21 protein-coding genes are annotated in these 23,797 nt (G+C 46.0%); 13 read left to right on the top strand and 8 right to left on the bottom strand.

Translation table 11 applies throughout. The features are described 5' to 3' along the window. Positions 1 to 180: 180 nt before the first annotated feature. Together AAEY83_RS00550 and gcvP are read left to right on the top strand one after the other, a co-directional pair. Entirely contained in the window at positions 181 to 951 is a 771-nt protein-coding gene (locus AAEY83_RS00550) for a nitroreductase family protein (RefSeq protein WP_037059828.1), read from the top strand. 136 nt (positions 952 to 1,087) lie between these two features. Beyond that, positions 1,088 to 3,988: an aminomethyl-transferring glycine dehydrogenase gene (gene gcvP / locus AAEY83_RS00545; protein ID WP_025647127.1), complete on the top strand. Its 2,901-nt coding sequence runs from the start codon at positions 1,088 to 1,090 to the stop codon at positions 3,986 to 3,988. Positions 3,989 to 4,058: 70 nt separating this feature from the next. On the opposite strand, the gene AAEY83_RS00540 is transcribed toward gcvP, so the two are convergent. Further along, positions 4,059 to 5,366, bottom strand: coding sequence for an RNA-guided endonuclease InsQ/TnpB family protein (locus tag AAEY83_RS00540; protein ID WP_025647128.1), 1,308 nt, complete (start codon positions 5,364 to 5,366; stop codon positions 4,059 to 4,061). Positions 5,367 to 5,440: 74 nt separating this feature from the next. Here AAEY83_RS00540 and tnpA point away from each other — a divergent pair, with 74 nt between their 5' ends. Next, positions 5,441 to 5,839: an IS200/IS605 family transposase gene (tnpA, locus tag AAEY83_RS00535; protein ID WP_025647129.1), complete on the top strand. Its 399-nt coding sequence runs from the start codon at positions 5,441 to 5,443 to the stop codon at positions 5,837 to 5,839. Between the two features lie 360 nt (positions 5,840 to 6,199). Here tnpA and orn read toward each other — a convergent pair whose 3' ends face one another. Next, positions 6,200 to 6,787 (bottom strand): oligoribonuclease, encoded by a 588-nt coding sequence (gene orn, locus AAEY83_RS00530; protein WP_025647130.1) that lies wholly within the window; start codon positions 6,785 to 6,787, stop codon positions 6,200 to 6,202. Positions 6,788 to 6,937: 150 nt separating this feature from the next. Here orn and rsgA point away from each other — a divergent pair, with 150 nt between their 5' ends. From rsgA to secB, 4 genes are all read left to right on the top strand, one after another. Further along, entirely contained in the window at positions 6,938 to 8,041 is a 1,104-nt protein-coding gene (rsgA, locus tag AAEY83_RS00525; protein WP_025647131.1) for a ribosome small subunit-dependent GTPase A, read from the top strand. A gap of 121 nt (positions 8,042 to 8,162) precedes the next feature. Then, on the top strand, positions 8,163 to 8,615 hold the full coding sequence (locus tag AAEY83_RS00520) for a rhodanese-like domain-containing protein (protein ID WP_025647132.1): 453 nt from the start codon (positions 8,163 to 8,165) through the stop codon (positions 8,613 to 8,615). Positions 8,616 to 8,898: 283 nt separating this feature from the next. After that, the gene (gene grxC, locus AAEY83_RS00515; protein WP_025647133.1) at positions 8,899 to 9,162 is read left to right on the top strand and encodes a glutaredoxin 3; all 264 of its coding nucleotides are present in this window, start codon (positions 8,899 to 8,901) and stop codon (positions 9,160 to 9,162) included. Between the two features lie 58 nt (positions 9,163 to 9,220). Further along, positions 9,221 to 9,673: a protein-export chaperone SecB gene (secB, locus tag AAEY83_RS00510; protein ID WP_025647134.1), complete on the top strand. Its 453-nt coding sequence runs from the start codon at positions 9,221 to 9,223 to the stop codon at positions 9,671 to 9,673. 119 nt (positions 9,674 to 9,792) lie between these two features. On the opposite strand, the gene adk is transcribed toward secB, so the two are convergent. The 6 genes from adk to AAEY83_RS00480 all read right to left on the bottom strand — a co-directional run bounded on the left by adk (position 9,793) and on the right by AAEY83_RS00480 (position 16,769). Continuing rightward, a complete protein-coding gene (adk, locus tag AAEY83_RS00505; RefSeq protein ID WP_198013365.1) occupies positions 9,793 to 10,446 on the bottom strand; it encodes an adenylate kinase in 654 nt (217 codons plus the stop codon). A gap of 252 nt (positions 10,447 to 10,698) precedes the next feature. Then, entirely contained in the window at positions 10,699 to 11,979 is a 1,281-nt protein-coding gene (ccmI, locus tag AAEY83_RS00500; RefSeq protein ID WP_025647136.1) for a c-type cytochrome biogenesis protein CcmI, read from the bottom strand. Then, positions 11,976 to 12,506 carry a cytochrome c-type biogenesis protein gene (locus AAEY83_RS00495; protein ID WP_413771584.1) on the bottom strand — a complete coding sequence of 177 codons (531 nt, stop codon included), beginning with the start codon at positions 12,504 to 12,506 and terminating at the stop codon, positions 11,976 to 11,978. Before AAEY83_RS00495 ends, ccmI begins: the two co-directional genes overlap by 4 nt. A gap of 32 nt (positions 12,507 to 12,538) precedes the next feature. Continuing rightward, entirely contained in the window at positions 12,539 to 13,132 is a 594-nt protein-coding gene (locus AAEY83_RS00490) for a DsbE family thiol:disulfide interchange protein (protein ID WP_025647138.1), read from the bottom strand. Between the two features lies 1 nt (position 13,133). Then, on the bottom strand, positions 13,134 to 15,161 hold the full coding sequence (locus AAEY83_RS00485; protein WP_025647139.1) for a heme lyase CcmF/NrfE family subunit: 2,028 nt from the start codon (positions 15,159 to 15,161) through the stop codon (positions 13,134 to 13,136). A 273-nt stretch (positions 15,162 to 15,434) separates the two neighbouring features. Beyond that, on the bottom strand, positions 15,435 to 16,769 hold the full coding sequence (locus AAEY83_RS00480; RefSeq protein ID WP_025647140.1) for a DUF445 domain-containing protein: 1,335 nt from the start codon (positions 16,767 to 16,769) through the stop codon (positions 15,435 to 15,437). A gap of 622 nt (positions 16,770 to 17,391) precedes the next feature. On the opposite strand from AAEY83_RS00480, the gene mrdA reads away from it, so the two are divergent. The 6 genes from mrdA (at position 17,392) to trpS (ending at position 23,789) form a co-directional block, all read left to right on the top strand. After that, on the top strand, positions 17,392 to 19,386 hold the full coding sequence (gene mrdA / locus AAEY83_RS00475) for a penicillin-binding protein 2 (protein WP_025647141.1): 1,995 nt from the start codon (positions 17,392 to 17,394) through the stop codon (positions 19,384 to 19,386). Positions 19,387 to 19,412: 26 nt separating this feature from the next. Further along, positions 19,413 to 20,144, top strand: coding sequence for a 16S rRNA (guanine(966)-N(2))-methyltransferase RsmD (rsmD, locus tag AAEY83_RS00470; protein WP_025647142.1), 732 nt, complete (start codon positions 19,413 to 19,415; stop codon positions 20,142 to 20,144). A gap of 253 nt (positions 20,145 to 20,397) precedes the next feature. Then, a complete protein-coding gene (gene rplM / locus AAEY83_RS00465) occupies positions 20,398 to 20,826 on the top strand; it encodes a 50S ribosomal protein L13 (RefSeq protein ID WP_025647143.1) in 429 nt (142 codons plus the stop codon). Positions 20,827 to 20,836: 10 nt separating this feature from the next. Continuing rightward, positions 20,837 to 21,223 (top strand): 30S ribosomal protein S9, encoded by a 387-nt coding sequence (gene rpsI / locus AAEY83_RS00460; RefSeq protein ID WP_025647144.1) that lies wholly within the window; start codon positions 20,837 to 20,839, stop codon positions 21,221 to 21,223. A gap of 270 nt (positions 21,224 to 21,493) precedes the next feature. After that, the gene (locus AAEY83_RS00455) at positions 21,494 to 22,588 is read left to right on the top strand and encodes an LpxL/LpxP family acyltransferase (protein WP_025647145.1); all 1,095 of its coding nucleotides are present in this window, start codon (positions 21,494 to 21,496) and stop codon (positions 22,586 to 22,588) included. A 130-nt stretch (positions 22,589 to 22,718) separates the two neighbouring features. Then, positions 22,719 to 23,789 carry a tryptophan--tRNA ligase gene (gene trpS, locus AAEY83_RS00450; RefSeq protein WP_025647146.1) on the top strand — a complete coding sequence of 357 codons (1,071 nt, stop codon included), beginning with the start codon at positions 22,719 to 22,721 and terminating at the stop codon, positions 23,787 to 23,789. Positions 23,790 to 23,797: the final 8 nt, after the last annotated feature.

Genomic DNA, 23,797 nt, shown 5'->3' with positions numbered 1-23,797 from the left:
AGTCTGCTGCGTAATACCTACCTACTAGATAAATAGTATACGCAAGCACTATCTAAATATTACGTGTTATCACGTTTTATCATAATACAGCTTAGGTTTTGAACGCCTACCCCTATCTTATCTATACATGCCGGACTTAGGCATTTTGCCCACTTTAACGACACTTGCACGGACTTTGACATGAGTACTGATAATAAAAGCGCCAACTCTACTAAAGACACCTTAGCCATGCCGGAGCATACTCCTCAACTACAAGCTTTTACTCAAGTAGTCGAGTCGCGCCGTTCAGTGCGCCGCTTCACTGACACGCCTATTCCTGATGAGGTTATGGCTGACTGCTTACGTTTGGCGATGCTAGCGCCGAACTCAAGTAACTTACAGCCGTGGGAGTTTTATGTCATTGACAGCCCAGACAAGCGTAAACGCGCCGTTAAGAATTGCATGAATCAAAACGCGGCGAAAACTTCCGCGCGCTTGATAGCCGTCGTGGCACGTACCGATATTTGGCACGATCATGCCAAACAAATCCTCGATGAATATCCAGATAAGCCAGTGCCAAAAAAGGTCAAAGACTACTATACCAAAGTGGTTGCACTAGACTTCTTACGTGGTCCTGCCAATGTCATCTCTGCTGCCAAATGGAGCGCGACCAAAGTCTTTAGACAAGTCAAAGGCCCTATCAAGACGCCTTATTATACCTTTGACGATGTCAAAAACTGGGCGACGAACAATACTGCCCTCGCCGCCGAAAACCTCATGCTAGCTCTCAGGGCGCATGGATTTGATAGCTGCCCGATGGGCGGTTTCGATGAGCCGGCGATGAAGCGACTACTTAAGCTGACCGACGATCATCACATCATTATGATGATAGGCGCCGGTGAGCGCGCTGATAACGGCATCTACAGTTCGCAGTTTCGCTTCGAGCAAGAGCAATTTGTACATTACGTTTAATAAAATGAAGTCGCATTATTGATCATAGCGATATTGCGACGCTGAGCTCGCTTTTACTACTAAATTACTAACAACAAGTCGCGTAATAAATGACTTTATCTTTCTACCCTTACTTTAAACGCTAATAAGGACTGTCATGACCACTTCTCAAAAACCGACGTTCGATACCTTTAAAGGTTTATTTAATGAGTCTGAATTTGTCTATCGCCACTTAGGCTCAAACGAAACCAAGCAAGCTGATCTGTTGAGCGCCATTGGCTATCAAGACATGGCAAGCTTTATTAACGATACGGTACCAGAGCCAGTACGTTTGCATAAAGATCTTGATCTACCACTGGCGATGAGTGAGCATGCGGCGCTTGCCAAACTGCGCAAGATGGCAGATAACGTCACTGTGAATAAGAGCTATATCGGTCAAGGTTACTCGCCAGTACGTATGCCAGCGGTCATTCAGCGTAACGTGCTCGAAAACCCAGGTTGGTACACCGCTTACACGCCGTATCAAGCCGAAATTGCTCAGGGCCGCCTAGAAGCTTTATTAAACTTTCAGCAAGTGTGTATTGATCTGACGGGTCTTGAGATGGCGGGCGCCTCCCTACTTGATGAAGCGACGGCAGCTGCTGAAGCGATGGCGATGTCTAAACGCATGAGTAAAAGCAAGTCAACGCAGTTCTTTGTTGATGAACGTATTTATCCGCAGACACTAGACGTTATCCAGACTCGCGCTAAGTACTTTGGTTGGGACGTAGTCGTTGGCGACTTTGAACTGGCAAAATCAGGCGATTACTTCGGTGCGATCTTCCAATATGTCGGCAAAGAAGGCGATGTTCAGGATTTAACCGACGTTATCAGTGCCATTAAAGAAAAGAAAACCTATGTCAGCGTCGTCAGCGATATCATGAGCCTTGTGCTGCTAAAGTCGCCTGCCGATATGGGCGCAGATGTCGCTTTAGGTAGTACGCAGCGTTTCGGTATTCCGATGGGTTATGGTGGTCCACACGCCGCTTACTTTGCTTTTTCTGACAAAGCCAAACGCTCAGCGCCGGGCCGTATCATTGGTGTCTCAAAAGATGCGCAAGGTAACACGGCGCTACGTATGGCACTACAGACTCGTGAGCAGCATATCCGCCGCGAAAAAGCCAACTCAAACATCTGTACCTCACAAGTCCTACTCGCCAACCTCGCTGGCATGTACGCTGTCTATCATGGTCCAAGCGGTGTCAAACGTATTGCAACGCGTATTCATGCTTTTGCCACTGCCTTTGCAGAAGTCATCAGACAGGCTAATGGCGAAAATAAACTTAGCGTTGTACATGATCAGTTCTTCGATACTGTTGTCGTTGATTGTGGTTCAGAAAAGCTAGCGACCCAAATTTTTGAGAACGCTGATAATATTGGTTATAACCTATGGCGTTTTGACGATACTAAAATCAGCGTCGCCTTTAGTGAAACCAGCGATGAAGAAGACTTCAAAGTATTGACTCAGTTGTTTGTTAATACCTCTCATCAGCTACCAGAAACCGCTAGCGTATCACTAGATCAGACGTATCTGCGTAACGATGATATCTTAAGCCATCCGGTGTTTAACTCGCACCACACTGAGCACGAAATGCTACGCTATCTAAAATCTTTAGAGGATAGAGATTTGGCGATGAACCGCAGCATGATTGCGCTAGGTAGCTGTACGATGAAGCTGAACGCCACAAGCGAGATGCTGCCAATTACTTGGCCTGAATTCGCCAATGTGCATCCTTTTGCGCCGCTAGATCAAGTCTCAGGTTACATCGAGATGATCGATAGCTTACAAGAGCAGCTAAAAGCCATCACCGGCTTCGATGATATCTCTATGCAGCCAAACTCCGGTGCCTCTGGTGAATACGCCGGTCTGTTAGCTATCCGCCGCTACCATGAGTCTTTAGGCGAGACCAATCGTAATATCTGCCTAATTCCTATGTCAGCACACGGAACCAACCCAGCAACCGCTATCATGATGGGCATGCAAGTCGTCGTAGTCAAAACCGATGACAACGGCAACGTCGATATCGATGACTTAACGGCAAAATGTGAAGAGCACAGTGCCAATCTAGGCGCGTTAATGATTACCTATCCATCGACCCATGGCGTCTTTGAAGAAGGTATCCGTGACATCTGTGACCTCATTCATAAGCATGGTGGTCAGGTCTACATGGATGGCGCCAACATGAACGCGCAGGTAGCTATTATGCAGCCTGCTGATGTCGGCGCAGATGTGCTGCACATGAACTTGCATAAGACTTTTTGTATTCCGCATGGCGGCGGTGGCCCTGGTATGGGTCCTATCGGTATGCAGGCGCATTTGGCACCGTTCAAAGCCAACCATGCCGTGGTTCCAGTACATAATGCACTAAACGCCTGCTCAGCGGTATCCGCAGCACCGTATGGCTCAGCTAGCATCCTACCGATTTCATGGATGTATATTACGATGATGGGCCGCGATGGTTTGCTTGAGGCGACCAATCTGGCTCTGCTCAATGCCAACTATGTCGCTGATCAGCTCAAGTCTGACTATCCGGTCTTATATGCCGGTAAAAACGGCCGAGTGGCGCATGAATGTATCATTGATATCCGTCCGCTAAAAGAAGACACCGGCATCACTGAGAGCGATATCGCTAAGCGCTTGATGGATTATGGCTTCCACGCGCCAACGATGAGCTTCCCTGTCGCCGGAACGCTGATGATTGAGCCGACTGAGTCTGAGTCTAAAGAGGAGCTAGATCGTTTCATCAATGCGCTCAAATCTATCAAAGCTGAGATCATGAAAGCCAAAGCTGGTGAAGATGGTTGGACATTAGAGAACAACCCAGTCGTTAACGCGCCGCATACCGCCTCTGTGATCACTGATGAAGAGTGGTCCTATCCGTATAGCCGTGATGTTGCGGCATTCCCGCTATCGTACGTGCGCGCGCACAAATTCTGGCCAAGCGTCGGCCGTATCGATGATGTTTATGGCGATAAGAATCTTATGTGCTCATGCCCAAGTATCGAAAACTATATGTAGTTTTTGATATGTTGACATACTCCCACCACTTTCGCCAAGCTCAAGTGGGGGATTCTAAAAGCAGATGCTCTTAGGCGACTTTCTCACGAAGGTCGCTTGTTTTCTGTTTCAACGGGCGACCTTTACTGCATCCTCCCTCCGCAGACAAAACGGCATGTCCTGCCGCTAATATGTTACGAGCTGCATTAATATCAGCGTTCGCAACATACCTACATTTGACGCACTCAAATTTTGCCTGAGTTTGTCTGTTTTCCTTGGCGATATGATTGCATTCAGAGCAGGTTTGGCTAGTGTAGCGTGGGTTTACCTTAACCAGCAACCCACCGCGCCACTGCTGTTTATACTCAAGCATATTGACCATCATGCCCCAACCTTGATCTAGAATGGATTTATTTAATCCTGACTTGGCTTTGACATGACGACCTTTGTTCTCCACCGTGCCACTGGCTGATTTCGACATATTGGCGACTTTCAAGTCCTCACAAGCGATCATGGCGTGGCTTTTGCTGATGCTGGTGGTGATTTTATGCAAGTAGTCGTGTCTGATATTAGCAATGTGGCTGTGGAGTTTTTGAATCTTGCGGTTTTGCTTTTTCCAGTTTTGGCTAAACAGAACCTTTCTGCTTAATTGACGCTGTAATTTGGCCAGTTTTACTTGATTGGCTTTAAAGCTGTTCTTAGGTTTAATGTACTGACCGTTTGAGGTGGTGAGTAGTTTGCTGATACCCATATCCAAGCCAATAGCGCTTGTGGCAGGGTGGCGAGGGTTTTCAGTCAGTTCGCGCTCTGTGCCAAACGACACGTACCAGTGCCCTGACTTCTTGCTGATGGTGATGTTTTTAATCGTGCCAATGATGTCTTGCGATTTTCTAAACTTCACCAGACCAATGCCATTAGGCAGTTTTACTCGATTGCCCTCAACACGGCAGTATTTGTCAAACTGAACCAAGCGAATTGAGTCATACCCATCTGATTTGCGCTTAAATTGTGGCATCAACGGTCGTCGTTGAATCTCTGTGCCATCAGCCAGTTTAAAGAACTTGGGTTTGCGAGGTTTCTTTTTATTTTCTTTCAATCTGGCATGTGCTTTAGGATCAAAGAAACGTGACCAAGCTGATGCCAGATCACGTACCTTTTGTTGTAAAGATACAGCGTTTGAGCTGGTTTTTAAGAACGCGAAATCAGGGTTGCTCTTTAGATCCATGATTTTATTAACAAGGTTCGTGGCATTGATAAACTCATCTTTAGCAAACATCTCAAATGAGATTGCCAGCATTTGATTCCAAACAAAACGTGCAGAGCCGACAAGATTATTTAAAATAATCTCTTGCTCCGCATTAGGCTCAAGCCTAAATTTATACGCTTTGTTGATTTTCATAAATGCGTTCTTTGTTAATGAGTGTGTGTTTGGTATTATGCTTGTAATACTAGCATTTGAGGATATTTATTGCAATGAGTGAGATACATAAAAACCGCCATGCTGCCTTTAACCTCCACGTTCATTTGGTTTTTATCACTAAGTACCGAAAAAAAGTTTTAGGTGAGCTGCATCACGAGTATTTCAGTGAGTGTGCCGCTGAGGTGTGCAAGAGTTTTGATGCTGAGTTAAAAGAATGTAACGGTGAGGCAGATCATATCCACATGCTTATCCAGTATCCGCCAACGGTGCAATTAAGCAAATTGGTTAATAACTTGAAGTCAGTCACAAGTAGACGAATGAGGGGTGATTTTATTGATTTAAGAGCAGCTTATTCCAAGCCTGTGCTTTGGTCACGCTCCTACTTTGCAAGCTCTTGTGGCGGTGCGCCATTAGATATTATTAAGCAATACATTCAGAACCAGCGAGGTTAGCCAGTGATGCGAAATTCACCTCCACCCTAATGTCGGGTGGAGTCCTCTTTCGCTTTTTTGATAGATGGCATCGAAAACTATATGTAGCTTTCACGATTTAGAATAAAATAAACCTTCAAGTCAGTAGCTGGCTTGGAGGTTTTTCTTATTAAGCTGCTTTTGTTACAGTCAGTTCGAAATAAAAGTGTTATGAATTTAGAGACGCTACTGGTATAAATTTTACTTGCGTGCTGCGTTCCTTCGATGCTGCGCAAAATTCATCCCAGCAGCGCTATACCATTTTTAGAGCGAATCGACTATAGCGCTGCTATAACTAGCGTTGCCATAAGATAAAATAAGTGCTCTAAGTTAAAGCTTGCACTACTCCATTAGCTTAAAAAAGTGCTGACGATAGTGCTTCAGCTCGCGAATAGAGTCGCGGATGTCATCTAACGCTAAATGGCTACCGCCCTTCTCAAAATTCTTTAAGATGTCTGGCCGCCAGCGAAAGCACAGCTCTTTTACCGACGACACATCTAAATTGCGATAGTGAAAGAAGCGCTCAAGCTCCGGCATCTGGCGCGCCAAAAAACGTCTATCTTGGCAGATAGAATTACCACACATCGGCGACTTACCACTATCAACCCATTTATTCAAAAACTTAATCGTTTCCGCTTCAGCTTCTGCTAGTGTTACTTTGCTACGGCGCACCCGATCGACTAAGCCTGATTGGCCATGCTGCTTAGTATTCCACTCGTCCATCTGATTGAGCCTTTGATCCGATATTTTGATCGCAAATACCGGCCCCTCAGCCAACACATTGAGATCCTCATCAGTGACCACAGTTGCAATCTCGATAATCTCATCATTGAGCGTATCGAGTCCAGTCATCTCAAGGTCTATCCAGACCAGCCCCTTTTTGCCTTGATTCTTAATTTTTATCTTATTGGGATGGTCATCGCTACTCATAAGGCGTCCTATTATTAAGGTTTAAAATATCTCGTTATTTCTTTCGCTTCAACGGTGTTTACAATGTTACAAAACCCCTGTTAAGCTTAAGCTGTATGGTAGCAAATTTTCGCGCTACACTGAGCAATATTTTCGTTATAGGCAGCACTCATGGCATTGATTCGGCAACGCAAACTCACCAAACAACAGATTCGGCGCATAGACAAGCAGCAACTAGAGAGTCAAGATAGTATTGATGATAGCTTGATGGATGGTGTGGTCATGGCGCACTACGGTAAGCAGCTAGAGGTGCAAGTCACCAGCTTACCGGCCGTTATTGCTGAGCCGCCAGAGATTGGTCCCGACGACCCTGAGCCTTTTTGGCAAGAGCTTGCACTTGGAGACATTTGGCGCTGTCATGTACGCACCAACCTGCCGATGCTCGCCGCTGGCGACCAAGTACGCTGGACGGCTGACTCTAATACCGGCTTTGGACGTATTGAGTCCGTCAAGCCGCGCACCTCTTTAGTCTCGCGCCCAGATCGTTACCATAAGCTCAAACCTGTCGCCGCTAATGTCGATATTTTGGCGATTGTTTTTGCGCCGCTGCCAGCTGCTGCGCCTTCATTGATTGACCGTTATTTAGTCGTTTGTCATCACGCTGGTGTGAAGCCGCTACTGGTCTTAAATAAAGCAGACTTATTGGCGCAAGATGACTACGCTGACACCCGTGAGCTACTCACTCAATATGCCGCATTGGGCTATGAGAGTGTGCTGACCTCTGTTGATTGCCCTGAAAATATCGCTGAGAGCGCCGAGCAAATAGGCCTCAGTGAGCTCAAAAGCTATATCGATCATAAGCTTGTTATTTTCGCCGGTCAGTCTGGTGTTGGTAAGAGTAGTCTTATCAACGCGCTGCTGCCGGAGTCCGCGCAAAGCGTCAATGTCATCTCTGAGAACTCACAATTGGGTCAGCACACCACGACGACCAGTCGGCTATTACCCTTCAACCCTGATGATTTGACTGCTGGCGGCATCGTTGATACGCCCGGTATTCGCGAATACGGCATCTGGCATCTGACCCCTGAAGATATTATTTCAGGCTTTATTGAGCTGGCTCCCCTAGCAGGCTATTGTCAATTTCGCGACTGTCGGCACACTTATAACTCCAAAGGCTGCGCGCTATGGCAAGCGGTAGCAGATGGGGAAGTCTTGCAGCGCCGCGTTGAGAATCTGGTCACTTTGCGAGAAGAGGCGGACACTAAGCCATACTAGCGCCGGTTTGCTCTGATCGGCCGTTTACTATAACGAGTCTTATCGGTATAATAGCGCCTGGTTCGATATGGTTGGGCTGTATTCGCAGTCTGCTAGAGCCCTAATTTTTTGGAGGTCTGTTGTGGATCGTGCGCTTGAATTTGTAGGCAATCACCCTTTTTTATTTGGTATTTTGGCGGTATTAGCTATATTGTTTTTTACCATTGAAAATAAACGTAGTGGCAAAAAAATATCTCCTAACACGCTTGGGATGCTGGTCAACTCGCAAAATGCGCAATTGATCGATATTCGTACCAAAAAGAAATTTGAGACCGGCTATATTCAAGGTAGCCGCAATATTCCTTTTACTGAAATAAAAGATCGTATAGAAGAAATCCGCGCAATCGAGCAGCCTGTGATTATCATTTGTGATATGGGCGTGCAAGCGGGTGCGGCGATACAGATGATCGGCAAAGACAACGTTTATCGTCTAGAAGGCGGCGTTGGCGGTTGGCAAGGCGCTGGTATGCCATTAGTGAGCCCAAAAGATGCGCAAGCCAAAAAAGGCAAAGCTAAGCCGAAGCTCAGTAAATAGTAGATCCCAATCTTACAAATTTGTGGTTTAGCAAGCTTTGTATTTACCAATTATGTATTCGCCAAATATCAAGACATCATAGCTATCGTAAAAAGCTATGATGTCTTTTTTTACAAAAGTAGCAATCGCAGTTATTGTGAACTTTTATTACATTTATCGCTATCCGCTTGAATTTATACCCGAGAGCCCCACTTCATAACTGAAGACAATGAAAACGACACTGCTCAATAATGGCAGCTGATATTCATCATAACGACTCATTTATTATAAATAAGGATTTATTATGACGGTTCCTGTAAAAGTATATACCACGCCAATCTGCCCCTATTGCACAAACGCCAAACAATTATTACAATCTAAAGGCGTCGACTATGAAGAGATTGGTATGCATGATATCAGCAGCGATGACCGCCGTGCTTTGATGCAAAAAACCAATAATTACCGCACCGTGCCACAGATCTTTGTGGGTGATACTTTTATTGGCGGCTTTGATGAGCTTAATCAACTTAATCAGCAAGGCAAGCTTGATGAGCTATTAGTAGGTTAAACGGCATAACTTCGCATTATTTTGAACGACTAATTTATTAATTTTTAGAGGAAATACCATGGCTGAAGAACAAGCACAACCCCAACTGGCGTTAGAGCGCATTTATGTCAAAGATATGTCGCTTGAAGTACCTGGCGCTGATGTATTCACCAAAGAGTGGAACCCAGAGCTAGATATCAACCTATCAAGCAATGCTGAGAAGTTAGACGACGACCATTATCAAGTGACTCTAACCGTTAGTGTCAATGCTAAAAACGCAGAAGCACCAGCGTTTATCGCCGAAGTACACCAAGCCGGTATTTTCTTATTAAAAGATATTCCAGAAGACCAAATCGGACAAATCTTAGGCGCGTACTGCCCTAACGTCTTGTTCCCTTATGCGCGTGAAGTGATCAGCGACATCGTCACTCGTGGTAGCTTCCCGCAGTTGCTACTAGCGCCGGTCAACTTTGACCAAGCTTATGCCCAAAGCCAAGAGCAAGCTCAAGTAGACGCACAAGGTAAAGCGTAAGCCTATATTAAATAGACTCGTTTAAACCGATTAATCGGTAAAATAAAAACCGCCTAACTCATGAGTTAGGCGGTTTTTTATGCATTGATATAAGCAAGTATGAGCTTATTGCTAGCTGTTTAGTCTTTTAATGCGGCTAAGATTTGCTCTCTGACTTCATCAATCGCTTGGGTACCGTCAAACTTATCGTAATCAGGAGTATCCGCGCCTTCTTTGGCTTTGTCTTGATAAAAACCGACCAAAGCAGAGGTTTGCTCATGATAAGTGGCTAGACGCTCACGAATGGTCTCTTCTTTATCATCTGGACGCTGAATAAGCGGCTCACCTGTTACGTCATCGATGCCTTCAACTTTTGGCGGATTATGGTCAATATGATAGATACGGCCTGAGTCAGCATGCTGACGACGACCAGAGAGACGCTTGACGATTTCGTCATCAGGAACGCTAATCTCAATCACATGATCGATAGCGACATTTGCTTCAGCTAACGCTTGCGCCTGTGGAATGGTGCGCGGGAACCCATCTAATATGCAACCATTGGCACAATCAGGCTTAGCGAGACGTTCTTGCACTAAGTTGATGATAAGATCATCAGAAACAAGACCACCTGCATTCATCACGCCTTGGGCTTGTTTACCAAGCTCAGTGCCTTCTTTGATCGCAGCGCGTAGCATATCACCTGTGGAGATTTGCGGGATATCATACTCTTTAGAGATGAACTGGGCTTGGGTGCCTTTACCAGCGCCAGGGGGACCTAGCAAAATAATACGCATCATTATACGTTTCTCCTCAATAGATGGGTTTTCGAAATTCTAAAAAATTACAAAACATAGGGATTGGTGAATTGCAAGCCATACCTTACCTTGTGGGTTTATAAAGCTCAAGTTTTTTTATCTTATATTGCCAAAGTTGCTATGACTTTACTGTTCATGTAAAGCAATTGCGTGCCAATATGACTCGTCAAATAATGAGCTTTGACACGCTGTTTGTAATAACCATAAATATTAACCGTAAGACCATTTAGCTTAAGGTACTTGCTGATTAATCTCGACATTGACTTGGTTTTGGTCGGTGCTGATCACCACCGGATTACCGGATAAATCTCCAGATTCAGCAACTGCATTACCACTATGACTAATACGAGCAATTACTACCAGCTGCGTTTTTTGCTCGCGAGCTGAGGCTAAAGTGCGCTCAGGCATCATAGCGTCCAGATCGCTCAAGCTGATATTGGCTTCGCCTTGCTTAATCACCGATATGGGTAGACGCTTGGCAGCGAAAGGTGGTCCGCCATTGACATCACGTATCGCCACAAAGAGCACATCGTCCCCTTTTACTAGCGGCAATAAGCTTGAGTTGACCACAACCGTAACATCGACACCTTGCGCCGCTTGCGCTTTTTGCGCGTTAATATTGGCGCTGAGCTCATCTAGGCTGGCAAGCGCTCGGCTATGATCGCCAGGCTTAGCAGCAATGCTGTTTCGCAAACGGCTAATCCAGCCTTGCGCTTCATCGAAGTTACTACTACGCGCCTCGCCCATGGCCATTAGCATCTGCGCGCCTTCGTGCTGCGGGTTATCGACAAGCACGTCTTGCAGTACTCTACGGATATTGGCATCAAGCCGGCCTTCATTGGCAAAGAAACTAATCTGCGCGTAACTCGTTGCAATCTCTTCGTTTTCAGGCGACAAGCGATAAGCTCGAGACAGCGCTTCTATCGCAGAAGGCGTCGCTTCTAGCGATAAGAACAGCTCTGATAAGCGCATCCAGCGATCTGGGTCATCAGCGTGGCGATAGACATTGGTCTGCATCGCGCTGATAAGCTGTCTGCCATCTTCAATCGCCCAAGCAGGCGGCTGATCGATTTTACCGGTCAACAGATCATCAGCGACTTGACCGACTTTGTCCTCGCTTGCCCATAGCTCAAATACTGGGGTACGATTGCCGATCAACAGATACGCCATAGCGGCTAATACTGGCACCCAAACCATCACAATCAGACGGCTTTTGATACCTGGCGCAACCATAGGCGTGACTTCTCGCTGCGCATCTAACAACTGACGCTCAAGCTCAAGCTTTTGGTTTTGATAATGAGTGTCGTCAATCGTTCCACTGTCTTTATCGCTTTTTAGCTCAGCCAAACGCTCACGGAATACCGCGACGTTGATATCGAGCAGCTGATTGTCTACTGGGTTCGATTTGATACGCGCGGCGCGTAGCCACGGAGTAATAGCGATAACCGCCAAAATCAGCGCCATAAATAAGCTTAGAGCAATAAATAAGCCGATAGTAGAAAATAGGGTCATTTTTTGTCCTCTGGGCTTGAGATATCATGGTCGGTGCTATCAGTACTGGTACTATTACTATCACTGGCACGTGATAATAGACGATCTAGTTCTGCTTTTTCTGCTGGAGTAAGCGCCGCAGCGGTACTCTCGACCTTCACTCGGCTTTGACCGCGAGCAGCAGCCTGTCGGCGTTTACTTTGCCAAAACCAACCGCCGATAAGCACGATTAGCAATAATGGCGGAAAGAACCATAGAATCCAAGTCGATGGACGCACTGGCGGCTTATAACTGATAAAGTCGCCATAGCGCTCTTGCATGTAACTGCGAATCTCACCATCGCTGCGCCCTTCTTTAACCAAGTCAAAGGTCTTTTGCTTGAGGTCTTGGGCAATAGGGGCGTCAGAGCCTGCCAAGTTTTGGTTCTGGCACTTTGGACAACGCAGCTCTTCGATAAGGCCGCGATACTGCGCTTCTTGCTGCGTGGATTCAAAATCATAGACATCAATGGCCGCATAGCTTGATAGGCTAAACAGACAAGCGAGCATTAGGCCGGCGGCTTTCAGAATTATATGAGTCATTATTGACAGGCCTCCGTAACTTGACTGGCCTCAGGGACCGCATTGGTCTTATTGGCTTCATTGAGTACCATCAAGCAAGGAGTGATACGGTCTTGCCAGTTGGCTTCATTAATCTCGCCAATAATATGCTGACGAATAATGCCATTACCATCGACTATAAAGGTCTCAGGCGCGCCCGTTAAACCCAAATCTAAAGCAAACTGACCCGTTAAGTCCTGAATAGACATCGAAAAAGGATCGCCGCCGCGGTTTAGATAACTCAGCGCGTCACCAATTTCATCTTTATAATTGACGCCGACCAGATTAACACCGCGCTCCTCAAGTTCCATCAAGAAAGGATGCTCAACGACGCAAGTGGGGCACCAAGAGCCCCAAACATTCATCAAAAAAGGCTCATCAGGCAGATTATCGTTCGTCACAATACGGCTAGTATCTGATAATAAAGGCAGCTCAAAGGCAGGTACTGGGCGCTCAAGCGCAGTATTCATCACCACTTCAGTCGGCTTACCTAGCTGATTGCCTAGCAGATAAAGCACCCCAATAAATACCAGCAGCGGAATCAAAAACCATATTTTTAACTGTTTTTTCTTCATCTTACTTCTCCTTCGCACTTGCTGCTAGCGTTGCCGTATCTACCGTACGCGCGGTGTCGGTACTACTGGTTTCTAATAAAGCACCTTTGGATTTTTTGATACGGTAGCGCTTATCGAGCATACTCAGCAGCCCGCCTAAAGCCATAATAATCGCGCCAAGCCAAATCCAGCGAATCAGCGGCTTAACATAGATACGTAACGCCCATTCGTTACTGCCCTCAGCGATAGGCTCGCCAAGCGCTACATAGACATCACGCATTAAGCTGGGATCAATCGCCGCCTCGGTGGTCGGCATGGTACTGATAATATACGTACGCTTTTCTGGCGTCAGTGTCGCCACTGCTCGGCCGTCTTTGCTGACAGCCGCTGTTGCTTGTGTGGCATCAAAGTTACTCGCTTTGATCTCTTGAAAGTCCACTAAATTAAAGTCGTAGCCTTGGACATTAACAGTATCACCTTCAGCCATCGCGACATCGCGCTCGATGCTCAGACTGGTCGTAAACGCCACCCCAATTACCGCTATCAGCACACCAATATGGGCGACTTGCTGTCCCCAATAGCTCAGGCGCAGCTGACGCAGACCTTTAAAGAGACTAGGTGCGTTTTTAGTTTTATCTCTAAAATCAATCACCATCCATAAAAGCACCCAAAAGCTCACTGCTAACGTCACACCGATATTGAGCATAGAGGACGGATGAGCAAAGTAGGCAATGATCGCTGCGAGCACTAAACTACTGACCGCGATGACCATCCCCACGCCTAATAAAGGCCGCTTGTCTTTTTTCCAGCGGATATTAGAGCCCATGCCCATCGCTATCAGCAGCAGCCAAGTTAACGGAACAAACAAAGCGTTAAAGTAAGGAGGGCCTACAGAGACTTGGCCTAAATTGAAAGCGTCAGCGATGATAGGATATAGCGTGCCTAAAAGCACTACTAAGGTTGAGATCAAGATAATGACGTTATTAATCACCAAAAACGATTCGCGCGATATCAGCTGATATTGGCTCTCAACCGTCAAGCGCCAACCGCGTACCGCAAACATCAATAGGCCGCCACCGATGATAATACCTAAAATCGCCAAAATCACTAAACCGCGAGTCGGGTCAGCGGCGAACGAATGCACGGAGGTGATAACCCCAGAGCGCACCAAAAACGTCCCTAATAAACTCAGCGCAAAGGAAAAAATAGCCAACATAATAGTCCAAGCTTTAAAGACCCCGCGCTTTTCGGTGACCGCCAGCGAGTGCAACAGCGCAAGCCCTGCCAACCACGGCATCAAAGATGCGTTTTCTACGGGATCCCAAAACCACCAGCCGCCCCAGCCAAGCTCGTAGTAAGCCCACCAAGAGCCAAGAGCGATACCAATCGTCAAAAAGCCCCAAGCTGCTAGCGCCCAAGGACGCGACCAACGCGTCCATACCGCATCGAGTCGCCCTTCCCATAATGCTGCCATACAAAACGCAAAAGGCACTACCATACCGACATAACCCATATAAAGCATAGGCGGATGGATAATCAGACCAAAGTCTTGTAGTACGGGATTGAGATCAGCGCCATCTACCGGCAGGTTAGGTAGAGTACGCTCGAACGGCGATGAGGTAAAGATCAGCATCGCCAGCATCATCAGCTGCACTGCTGCCAATATCACGAGTACCCGCGCGCGCATAGATAATGGCAGACCGCGGCTAAAGTAGGAAACTAAGGCGCACCAGCTGGCCATGATAGTCATCCACAGTAGCAGCGAGCCTTCATGCCCGCCCCATGTTGCGGATAGCTTATAGTACCAAGGCAGCAACGTATTGGAGTGCTGAGCCACATAGACCAAAGTGAAATCATTGTAATAAAAGCCTGCCATCAACGCGGCAAATGACACAATCATAGCGGCAAACTGTGCCCAAGCTAGACTTGGTGCCAAGCGCTGCCAAGCGACTTGATGACGCATAACGCCAATGGTCGGTAATACAACTTGCAATATTGCCAACACAAAAGCGGCAAGCAAGGCAAAATAACCCAATTCTGTGATCAACATACCGTCTAACCTTGTCTACTTTAGCGCAAAACCTCAAACCGCCATTAAGCGGTATAAGCATGCTACATTTAGCGGCTTATCTTTTAGGTTTTGCTTGATACCATCGTCGTTTATTTTGTCGCCGCGAGTATAGTACGGTTCAATAATTTATAACTACTTAATACATGCAGCGATTAAGTAGTTGTTGAGTAGTTATATTGTCTTTTGAGTAGGGCGTTATTTATCGCAGCTTTTAGCCTACTTTGGATATCGAGGTATTTGGCTATAAAAAACCTAACCCACAGCGGGGAAAAATACTAATACTAAGTGTAGCCAACCGGCTAAAAACCCAGTCAAACCGCCAAGTACAATCAGCGTCAGCTCATCCTCTCGAAAGGCAGGTCGCAGCAAGTTTTGAAACTCACGCGGGGTCAAAGCGCGGATGCGGTCACGAAATAAACCAAAAATTTTGCTAGCGCGGCTCTCGTTCAGCTCAGGATCGCGTATTGGTACCATCGTAGCGCTAATCGACTTATCGATGATAGTGTTTTTGAGCTTACCAAACTCGCGACGACCTAAGCTCATACGCAGCGACGTCCTAATGACAGGAGTCTCTAACAGCTCATAAAGGTGCGACTTCATCAATACACGCGTATCGTTTGCGCGCGTACCATACATCATCTCATTCATGATGTTCTCAAGTGTCACCAAGTCTTTGACCACAATCTCAGCAAATACCTCAGAGACCTCTTCTTGGCGCTTCATAAAACCGCCTTGAAAGCGAAACTGAGCAATATGCGGTAGCTGCGGCACTACAAACGGAAAGCGGCTACTGCGTCTAAAGAACTTTACATAAGGAATAAAGCGCGGCTCTACAGGATTAAACACCATCCAAATAGCAATCCAATTGGTCAAAAGCCCCCAAATAGCAGCAAAAAACGGTACTGTCCAATGCTGCGGTACAAACAAGAAGATAAACATCTGAATCAGGCCGAATACTAACCCAATGAGCGCGCTGATATGCCAAATGAAATTAATCTCTTTTTGCCCAACCCGTAAGAACATATTGACCATCAAGCGCCGATCGTTCTCCATCGTATTGACGATCATCTGGCGCATATCTACTAATTCTTCGACGTTATTGGTCAAATCCAGTACCAAAGCTTGCATAATCTCTGGCAGGGCTTTGTGCGCTTGATTATAAATACGGCGTTTGATGGCATAAGGCAAATTGCCCCACAACGTCTCTGAGCGCTCAAGCATAATCTCATCGATGAGCGCCTCGAGGTTTTCATCGACCTTTTCGGTAATAAAAACAGCCATCTGTTCAGGCTCCATCGCCTTAAAAAACTCATCTAATGAGCCAAGCTTTGAGAGCGTCTGATCAACGATAACCCCAGATATCTTACCCGCTTTACGCGGTACAATACCTTGCCACCCTATCCCTGGTAAACCAAAGAAGGGAAAGTTAGGAATGCGAATACCCCAAAACTTGATGGGATAAAATAGCATTTTTAATGCCATCCATACGTGTGCCCAAGTGACAAATGCAGTCACCGGCGGAATAGTCAGCATAGCAAGGAATTCTGGATGCTCAGCGATTGTCTGCCATATCGAGGTTACGTCCATGACTTTGCACGTCCCTTATATAAAGGTTATTGTCAGCCTATTGATTTTATACGGTTACGTTTTTACTGATAACTTTTTATTAGGCTTAATGATAAGCCGTCTTACTGCATTGATACCGTTTTGATACCGGACATAAAGCCGCCTGATTTTAACATACTTGCTATTTTTTAGCACCCATATAGGTTATGGAAGTTATGACCGTAGGCGACACTTTTAGTGAAGCTCAATTGGCTCTACTCATCTAAAATAGTGTTGTTAAGTAAGCGTCTAAGAGTAAGGCTAAAAGCAAGATTGTGGGCCTTTTACATCAGTCATTATTTAGCGTCACTGTGCATAATTTTTATTAGCCAATACTCATTAACATATCCTCATTATTGGACACTTATTAGTGAACTTATAGCCTGCTACGGTTATATCCTTTTATATTTAGTGAGTAGTCTCTGTTATAATCTGCGCCTTGCAGCTTGGCTGACATTATAACTTAGCGCAAAAAAATCGCTATGTGATTGAAATTATTATTGTTATTTTTGTCAGCATCCTATATATTTGCTGCACTCTTTATTGCTTAGTTATTGCTCAGCGCTGTATGTGTCGCCCCTCTCGTTTTAGGTCCCTGTCTGCTATGAATAAACCACTCACTCCAAATACTGAACAGGTCAATCGCATGTTTATGCGGCGGATTATTATCCTTGGAGTGCTGATATTTTTGGGTTTGAGCGGTTTGATAGTGCGTTATGGTTTTTTGCAGGTGTACGCTCACGATCGTTATAGTACGCAGGCGGACAATAACCGTATCAAACTGATATCTGCGCCGCCGAGTCGCGGTTATATCTACGATCGTAACGGTATCTTGCTTGCGGATAATCAGCCGGTATTCACCGCTATGATTAACCCAGATATTGTCGAAGACCCTGAGCGTGTGCTTGCGCTACTTGCACCTATTTTTGATTTGAGCGATAAAGATATTACCGATATTTTGTCCCGTCTGTCTCGCAGTAAGCGCGATCCTGTCACCGTCAAAATCGATTTAACAGAGACTCAATTGGCGCAGTTTAGCGAGCGTAAGCCTTTTTTTCAGGGGGTGACTATTCAAAGTAAGCTCACCCGCTCCTACCCTTACGATGAGCTGTTTGCCCATGTGATCGGTTATGTTGGCCGGATTAATGATAAAGAAACCAAGCGCATCGATAAGGATCGTTACGCAGGTACAGACTTGATTGGCAAAATCGGTATCGAGGATTATTACGAAGATATCTTGCTCGGCGAGCCAGGCTATCAGTCGGTGGAGACTGACGCTCATGGTAATATCATTCGCCAATTAGAAACCAAGCCGCCTATCGCAGGCAATGACATTACTTTGAGCTTAGATTATGGCCTACAAAAAATAGCGCAAGAGCAGCTAGATGGTAGACGCGGCGCTATCGTCGCTATCGACCCGCAAAATGGCGATGTACTCGCCTTTGTCAGTAACCCAAGCTACGATCCCAATCCGTTTATCTCTGGTATCTCATTCAAAGACTATGGCGCCCTGCGCGACGATATCGATCAGCCGCTATATAACCGTGCCCTGCAAGGAATGTATCCACCAGCATCTACAATTAAGCCTTTTGCAGGTTTAGGCGGTATTCATTACGGTCTACGCGACTGGGAAACCACTATCTATGACCCTGGTTACTTCAGCTTGCCTGGGGACTCGCACCGTTTTCGTGATTGGAAACGTGGCGGTCACGGTACCGTCGATCTCAAAAAATCGATCATGATGTCGGTCGATACTTATTATTATAAGCTTGCTTATGAGATGGGTATTCAGCGCCTACATGATTGGATGGTTAGATTTGGCTTTGGAGAGCGTACCGGTATCGATTTGCCTAATGAGAAATCTGGCATCATGCCTTCGCCCAAGTGGAAAAAAGATCGCTATGATAAAGACTGGCTGCCGGGCGAGACGATATCGGTGAGTATCGGTCAGGGTTATTTTTTAGCCACCCCGCTCCAAGTCGCTAACGCCACTGCGATGACGGCTAATAAAGGCAATCATATCACCCCACATCTACTAAAAAGCAGTGAAGGCGCGGCTCCTGTCAAGGTCATTAGCAAGCCTGATGGCAAAATCGACTATAATGGAAAGCCATCCGACTGGCTGCGTATGCACGATGCTATGGAAGATACCGTAAAGCGTGGAACCGCGCGCCGTATTTATACCAAAGACTATCGTATCGCTGGTAAAACCGGTACCGCACAGGTAAAGTCTATCGCGCAGGGTAAAAGCTATGACAAATCGGCTCTGGATAAACGGCACTGGGATCATGCTTGGTTTACCGGTTTTGCGCCAGTTGAGAACCCAACTATTGCGCTAGCAGTATTGGTCGAAAACGGCGGCGGCGGTAGTACCGTGGCCGCCCCTATCGGACGAGAGCTCTTTGACTATTGGGTCGTGCAGCGTGATAAAGACCCTATTATGCCGCCAACCCCAGATCAGCTAAAAATAATTAAGCGTCACAAAGCGTTAGAAAAGGCGCGCCTTGATGCTATCCGTGAAGCAGAAGCCGCCGCCGAAGCTGAGGCCGAAGCTTTAGAAGAAGAAGCGCTATCTACTACCGAGACATCTACTCCCTAAAACTATTAATATTCAACCGTTTTATTATGAAAAAGCCCTCAGCAATACGCCGCTCGCAAGCCCAAAAAGTAAAAACTCAAAGAACAAAAGCTTCAAAACCAAAGGGCGGTAAAGCAAAAGATAGTACATTAAGATCGCAACAAGCGGCCGGCCATGTCCGCATCATCGGTGGTCAGTTTAAGCGGCGTAACATCACCTTTATCGATGGTGAGGGCCTGCGTCCGACGCCAGATCGCCTGCGTGAAACGCTATTTAATTGGCTACTCGCTGACATTCATAGCGCGCGCGTATTAGATAGCTGTGCAGGTAGCGGCGTCTTAGGCTTTGAAGCTTTATCTCGCGGCGCTACGCATTGCACTTTTATTGAAGCCAACCCAGCACAAGCAAAACTGCTAGCACAAAGCGCTGAACAGCTACGTTTAGAGGCGGATAGCTTTATTATAAAGTCTGGTAAAGCTGAGCTATTATTGCAGCAAGATCAGAATATTAACCAACCGTTTGATATTGTCTTTATCGATCCACCATACGCAGACGATCTGTGGCAGCCTATCTTGAAGACACTTATAGAGCAAGAATTACTCACTCCGAGCACGCTCATCTATTTAGAAGCCGATAAAGACTTAACGACTCAATTGGCGCAATTGGCCGAAACCCTCAATGAGAATAGTAATTTGCAGCCAATAACTGGCTTTGAGTGTCTAAAACAAAACAAAGTAGGACAAGTTGTCGCTGGACTTTATCAGCTGTCAACGTCATAATTATCTCACTGCTTTTTACGATTAGACTTAACCCCTCATCATCAAATAATGATAAGGTATCGAGTGCTTTATCGCTGAAAAGTACAAAACCCGTAAAAACCTGCTAAATACGACTGTTTAATGTAATGCAGGAGAAAATAAACCCCATTGGCGCTTGCAAGCCGGAGCGCTACTGCTTATAATGTGCAGTCTGTTTTTTGAGAGCCCCGTTCCCAGCTAAACTCTCAACGAATTCTAAATTTAAGGTTTTATCATGAAAACACTTAGTGCAAAACCAGCTGAAGTGACCCATGACTGGTATGTTGTCGATGCTGACGGCAAAACCCTTGGTCGCTTAGCCACGCAAATCGCTACTCGCTTACGTGGCAAGCACAAAACGTCTTATACCCCGCACGTTGACACTGGTGACTTCATTGTCGTCATCAATGCAGATAAAGTCGCGGTAACGGGCAAAAAAGCACAAGATAAAAAGTACTATCGCCACAGTGGTTACCCAGGTGGTATTAAAGAAACCAACTTCAACAAGCTGATTGCACATAAGCCTGAAGATGTTCTACACAAAGCAGTTAAGGGTATGCTTCCTAAAGGCCCTCTTGGCTATGCGATGATCAAGAAGCTGAAACTATATGCGGGTACAGAGCATCCACATGAAGCTCAGCAACCTAAAGAACTAGACATCTAAGGATAATTTTATGGAACGCAATTACGGAACTGGTCGCCGCAAGACGTCTACCGCTCGTGTCTTTTTAGCGAAAGGTACTGGTAGCATCAATGTCAACGGTAAACCACTTGATGAATACTTCAGCCGTGAAACTTCACGTATGGTTGTTCGTCAGCCATTAGAGCTACTTGAATCACCTAATGATTACGACCTTTACATCACTGTAAAAGGTGGCGGTATCAGTGGTCAAGCAGGCGCGATTCGCCACGGTATCACTCGTGCCCTAATCGAGCTTGACGAAACTAATAAGCCTGCTCTAAAAGCAGCTGGTTTTGTAACTCGTGATTCACGTCAAGTTGAACGTAAGAAAGTTGGTCTACGTAAAGCACGTAAGCGCCCACAATTCTCAAAACGTTAATCGAAGCTATGGCTTATTGGCTTGCTACTCTATTTCTCGTCAGATATTGGTAAGAGTAGCTGCTAATTTAAGCTTAGTTTTGCAAAACCTTATAAGTGGCTCGCTGCTTATAAGGTTTTTTTATGCCTGACGATTTATATATTGTAATCAACGATGTAAATAAATTATTGGGCTCAAACACAGACTCATACTTGCTACAAGCAAAACTCATCTTGTAAAGCAAGCTTATCTACCCCATCATAGTAGCACCTTTTATTATAGTACCTTCTTATGAAAGCGCCCGAACAATACGATCCTAGCAAAGCCGATAACCAAAATTCTACCGCACCAAATAGCGTCTCTAATAAGCAAGCAAAATCACCTGCTCTGCCGGCAGGTACGCCTATGATTACTGAGACGCAAAAGAAAACTGCCCAAGCCGAGAAAAGGCCTTTTGAATGGCAGTTTTTATTGCCGAAGTACTGGGGTATTTGGCTAGTTTTAGCGCTAGTATTGCCGCTGATTTATTTGCCGCTACGTTATCAGTTTTGGCTCGGTCGTAAGCTCGGTGTTTTGATTTACAAGCTAGCAGGTTCGCGGCGTCGTGACACGCTGATTAACTTAAGTCTGGCTTTTCCAGAGAAGCCGGAAGCGGAGCGCGAGCTAATGGCAAAGCAAGTCTTTGTCAATCAAGGCGTCGGAGTGTTTGAAACCTTATGTGCTTGGTTCCGTCCTAATGTATTTACCCGTACGGTATCGGTATCGGGTTTGCAGCACTTAGTCAACGCCCAAAATGAAGGGCGTGCGGTAATTTTACTGGGCGCGCACTATACGATGCTCGATTTGGGCGGTCTACTTTGCACGCAGTTTTTTGCCGCCGATTGTATGTACCGCGCGCAAAATAACGCGCTGCTTGATTGGTTTATCTACAATGGTCGCACCAATATCTTTGGCAAGCAGATCTCTAGTCGTGATATGCGCAGCTTAGTCGATTCTATTAATAAAGGCCATGTCATTTGGTACTCACCCGATCAAGACTATGGCCTCAAGCAAGGAGTTATGGCGCCCTTTTTTGGTGTACCTGCGGCGACCATTACGATGGCACGGCGTTTGGCTAAGCTAGGTAGTAAAACCCATCCACCAGCAGTAATGGCGCTGCATACTTATCGGCAGACCCCAGATAATCTGCCGCGTGGTAAGCGCCCACATTATCATCTAACAATCACACCAAAGCTTGAGAACTATCCGAGTAAAGATGAAGTCGCTGATGCCACGCGAGTCAATGAAATACTAGAGAGCCTCATTCGTATTGACCCCACTCAGTGGATGTGGTTTCATCGGCGCTATAAGCATGGTCCTAACGGCCGCCGCGATATTTATAAGTAATAGGCTAAATAAACTGCTCTTCAGTTATTCGAGCATAAAAATCGCCGATAAATTTGTTATACTCTGCGGTTATGATTTAGCACCTAAACGCCTATACACCATAATTTAAAAACACTGTAATGGATATTTTATGAGCGATAACTCTAATTCGGACGCTTCCAATCAAAGCAAACGCATCCTTACCGGTATAAAACCCACCGGTATTCCTCACTTAGGTAACTATGTTGGTGCCATTCGTCCTGCGATTGAGTCCATTCAGAATAGTGACGATGAAGCGTTTTTTTTCTTAGCCGATTATCACGGTATTATTGGCTGTTATGATCCTGCTATCATTCATGAGTCAACTAAAACCATCGCCGCCACTTGGATCGCTTGCGGTCTTGATCCTGAGCGCGTAACCTTTTATCGTCAATCCGATGTGCCAGAGATTACCGAGCTGGCTTGGATCTTAAACTGCTCTTGCGCTAAAGGTCTGATGAACCGCGCACATGCTTATAAAGCTGCAGTCGATATTAATGCTGAGAAACCAGACGTCGATGCAGATTTTGGCATTACTATGGGTCTATTTGGCTATCCGGTGCTGATGGCGGCTGACATCTTGATGTTCAATGCCACTCACGTTCCTGTAGGCCGTGACCAGATCCAACATATTGAGATGGCACGCGATATCGCTGGTACTTTCAATCATAGATATAAGCCACTATTTACCTTACCAAGCGCAGTAGTCGATGATGACACTCCACTACTGACGGGCCTTGACGGCCGTAAAATGAGCAAGAGCTACAGTAATACTATTCCGCTGTTTGGTGAAACCAATCCGCAAGTGAGCTCAGAGAAGCAAATGCATAAAGCCATTATGAAGATTGTGACTAACTCACAGCTGCCTGATGAGCCAAAAGACGCGGACGATTCGGCTATCTTTGAGATATACAAAGCCTTTGCTACTCCTGCTGAGATCGCTGATATGCGCGCGCAATTTGCGACAGGTATTGGCTGGGGCGATGCCAAACAAGCGCTCTTTGATAAGATTAATAATGAGATTGCCCCGTTCCGCGCGCGTTACGAAGAGCTGATGGCCAATCCAAAAGAGTTAGAAGAAATCTTGCAAATGGGCGCAGACAAAGCTCGCCGTCATAGCCGTAAACAGCTTGATAAAACGCGCCGCGCCATCGGTATTCGCCCACTAGCTAAACTCAAATAACCAGTCAG

The organism is Psychrobacter sp. TB20-MNA-CIBAN-0197 (assembly GCF_040309765.1).
Taxonomy (GTDB): Bacteria; Pseudomonadota; Gammaproteobacteria; order Pseudomonadales; family Moraxellaceae; genus Psychrobacter; species Psychrobacter submarinus.
Note: the sequence above shows the minus strand (reverse complement) of the source record. Positions and strands in the feature narration are given on the sequence as shown.